The organism is Caballeronia sp. M23-90 (assembly GCF_053574605.1).
In genome coordinates this window covers 1-3,175 of sequence record NZ_JBSIPA010000609.1, presented here as the reverse complement: position 1 = coordinate 3,175, position 3,175 = coordinate 1, and the positions used below count along the sequence as shown (strand labels likewise).

At 62.9% G+C, this 3,175-nt stretch carries 3 protein-coding genes and 1 pseudogene; all 4 read left to right on the top strand.

Features of this window, described 5'->3' with window-relative positions:
• Nucleotides 1–44 precede the first annotated feature (44 nt).
• Nucleotides 45–365: pseudogene (locus ACRXB1_RS33405) on the top strand (ABC transporter permease); the annotation flags it as partial.
• Complete coding sequence (locus ACRXB1_RS33400) at nucleotides 358–1,284, top strand: ABC transporter permease (protein ID WP_062002744.1); 927 nt, start codon at nucleotides 358–360, stop codon at nucleotides 1,282–1,284. The pseudogene ACRXB1_RS33405 and the gene ACRXB1_RS33400, both read left to right, overlap by 8 nt.
• Before the next feature lie 24 nt (nucleotides 1,285–1,308).
• On the top strand, nucleotides 1,309–2,001 hold the full coding sequence (gene biuH, locus ACRXB1_RS33395; protein WP_062172451.1) for a biuret amidohydrolase: 693 nt from the start codon (nucleotides 1,309–1,311) through the stop codon (nucleotides 1,999–2,001).
• Between the two features lie 2 nt (nucleotides 2,002–2,003).
• The coding region (locus tag ACRXB1_RS33390) for an ABC transporter ATP-binding protein (RefSeq protein ID WP_449494462.1) at nucleotides 2,004–3,175 on the top strand (1,172 nt) is incomplete at its 3' end.

Below are 3,175 nucleotides of genomic sequence, written 5' to 3'. Positions count from 1 at the left end.
GGCTAGCCCGGTGAGGGGGATGCCCGCATACGCGTAGCCCGCGAGCAGCGGTGCAGGGCAGCGCGAATGCATCGCTGCTCGCGGGCTACGGTTATGCGGGCATCCTCGTCGCATTTGCTGCGCGCCAGAATCCGCTCGCGATCATCGTATGCGCGGTGATGATCGGCGGCATCGAGGCGAGCGGCAGCCTGCTGCAGCGCCGTCTCGATCTGCCTGATGCCACCACGCTGGTTCTTCAAGGTCTCCTGTTCGCAAACCTGCTCGCATGGGAAGCGCTGGGCGGCCGGATCGCAGCGTGGCGTGTGCAGCTGCAGGCCGCGGCCATTGCCGATGTCAACCTGCAGATGGAGCAAACCCATGCCTGATGCACATTCGCCCATCGTGATCCTGCTGCTGTCGCTGGTTGCCGGCGCGATCCGTGTGAGTACGCCGTATCTTTTCGTGAGCCTTGGCGAATGCCTGACCGAGAAGGGCGGCCGTGTAAACCTCGGGCTCGAGGGCATCCTTGTTTCTGGCGCGATGAGCGGTTACGCCGCGTCCTACCTGACAGGTTCGCCGTGGGCCGGTGTGCTCGCGGCGGGGTGTGTCGGCTTGTTGCTCGGGTGCCTGCACGGACTTGTGTGTTCACTTCCCCGCGTCTCCGATATCGCGTTCGGTATCGCGTTGATGCTGCTCGGCACGGGACTCGCGTTTTATCTGGGCAAGCCGTTTATCGAACCGCAGGCGCCCGGGCTTCAGTCGTTCGATTTCGGCGCATGGTCCAGCTCGCCGCAATTGCATAACGCGCTGCACGTGAATCCGCTTTTCGTGATCGGTGTGGTGCTGGCGTTCGCATTGCAGTGGGGATTGCGCAGCACGCGCTGGGGCATGACCCTGCGTCTCGTCGGCGATCACGCGGAGACTGCACGTGCAATGGGTTATCCACTGACGCGGATTCGGATCATCGCGACGTCCGTAGGTGGCTTTTTTGCGGGCGTGGGCGGTGCGTACTTGTCGCTCGTTTATCCGGGTAGCTGGAATGAAGGTTTATCGAGCGGACAAGGGTTGATGGCGGTCGCGCTCGTCATCTTCGCGCGCTGGCAACCGCTGCGATGCCTGTGGGCTGCGTTGCTCTTCGGCGCCGCCGGCGCTCTCGGCCCGGCATTGCAGGCTATCGGCGTGACGAGCGGTTATTACCTCTATAACGCTGCGCCGTACGTGCTCACGCTCGCGATCATGATCATCAATTGCCGTCCCGACCGCACGCTCGCCGGCGCGCCGGGCGAACTGAGTCTCACACGCTGACCCCTTTTTGAAGGCGCTCCGACCATGAACCGATTCATTGAAGCCAGACCTTATCCGTGGCCCTTCGACGGCAACCTGCGCCCCGACAATACCGCGCTCGTCGTCATCGACATGCAGATTGATTTCTGTGGACATGGCGGTTATGTCGACAAGATGGGCTACGACCTGTCGCTCACGCGCGCGCCTATCGAACCGATAAAACATGTGATGAACATGATGCGCGAGCAGGGCTTCACGATCATTCACACGCGCGAAGGGCACCGGCCGGATCTGTCTGATCTGCCTGCAAACAAGCGCTGGCGTAGCCGTCGCGCGGGAACGGAAGGCGTGGGTATTGGCGACGATGGCCCTTGCGGCCGCATTCTCGTGCGCGGCGAACCGGGATGGGAAATCATCGATGAACTCGCGCCGCTGCCGGGCGAAATTGTCATCGACAAGCCCGGCAAGGGCTCGTTCTGCGCCACCGATCTCGAACTGATTCTGCGCACGCGCGGTATCGTGAATCTGGTGCTGACCGGCATCACCACCGACGTCTGCGTGCACACCACCATGCGCGAAGCGAACGACCGCGGTTTCGAATGCACCGTGCTCGCCGATTGTTGTGGCGCGACCGATCCCGGCAACCACGACGCGGCGCTGCACATGATCACGATGCAAGGTGGCGTGTTCGGTACGGTTTCCGATTCACAAGCGCTCCTGACCACGCTCGGCGGCTGACCATGTCCACTGCATCGCATGCGCTCGACGTGGAGATCCACAACGCCGGCAAATCCTTCGGCGCATTTCGCGCGCTCGACAATGTATCGATCAAGGTCCGCGCGGGCACTGTCCACGCGTTGCTCGGCGAAAACGGTGCAGGCAAGAGCACGCTCGTGAAGGGACTGGTGGGTTACGGCGTGCTCGATGAAGGGCAGATCTCGGTAGGCAATCGCGAGGTTCATATTACGTCGCCGCGTGATGCACAGGCACTGGGTATCGGCATGGTGTACCAGCATTTCACGCTGGCCGCGGGTTTGTCGGTGGAAGAGAACCTGTTGCTGGCGCGCGGCCGCCTGCCCTGGAAAATCGACTGGAAAGCAGAACGCGCGGCACTCGAAACGTTCATGAAGGGCATGCCGTTCCGCCTGCCCCTCGATGCACCGGTGTCGGGCCTCGCGGCCGGGGAAAAGCAGAAGCTGGAGATCCTCAAGCAGTTGTATTTGAAGCAGCGTTTCCTGATCCTCGATGAACCCACCTCCGTCCTCACGCCGCAGGAAGCCGACGAAGTGCTTGGGCTGATGCGCGACCTGACCACGCGCGGCGAGCTGACTGTATTGATGATCACGCACAAGTTCCGCGAAGTGATGGCCTACGCCGACGACGTGACCGTGCTGCGCAAAGGGCGTCAGGTTGGATCGGGCGCGGTGTCGGGCACGAACCGCGACGCGCTGGCCGGGCTGATGATGGGCGCCGATGAAACCCGCGACCACGCCGTGATGGAGGCGGTCACCGCCGAACGGGTCGCACGCAAACCGGTGGACGCTGCAGCGCAGATTCGCCTGGCAATCAGGACGCTTTCCGTCGAAGATGATCGCGGCCACGCCGCGGTCAAACATGCGTCGCTGCAGGTTCGCGCGGGAGAGATACTCGGCATTGCGGGAGTATCGGGGAATGGTCAGAAGGAACTGGTCGAAGCGCTTGTCGGGCAACGCCGCGTGAAGGCCGGTGAGATGGAAATCGACGGCCGCGCGTATCGGGCGACACGCGAAGAGATGACGCAACGGCGCGTGTTCGCGATTCCCGAGGAGCCGCTCAAGAATGCGTGCGTGGCGAGCATGAGCGTCGCGCAAAACCTTGCGCTTCGGGACTTTGATCGCGCGCCGCTGCGCCGTGGCGGTTGGCGTCTCGACCA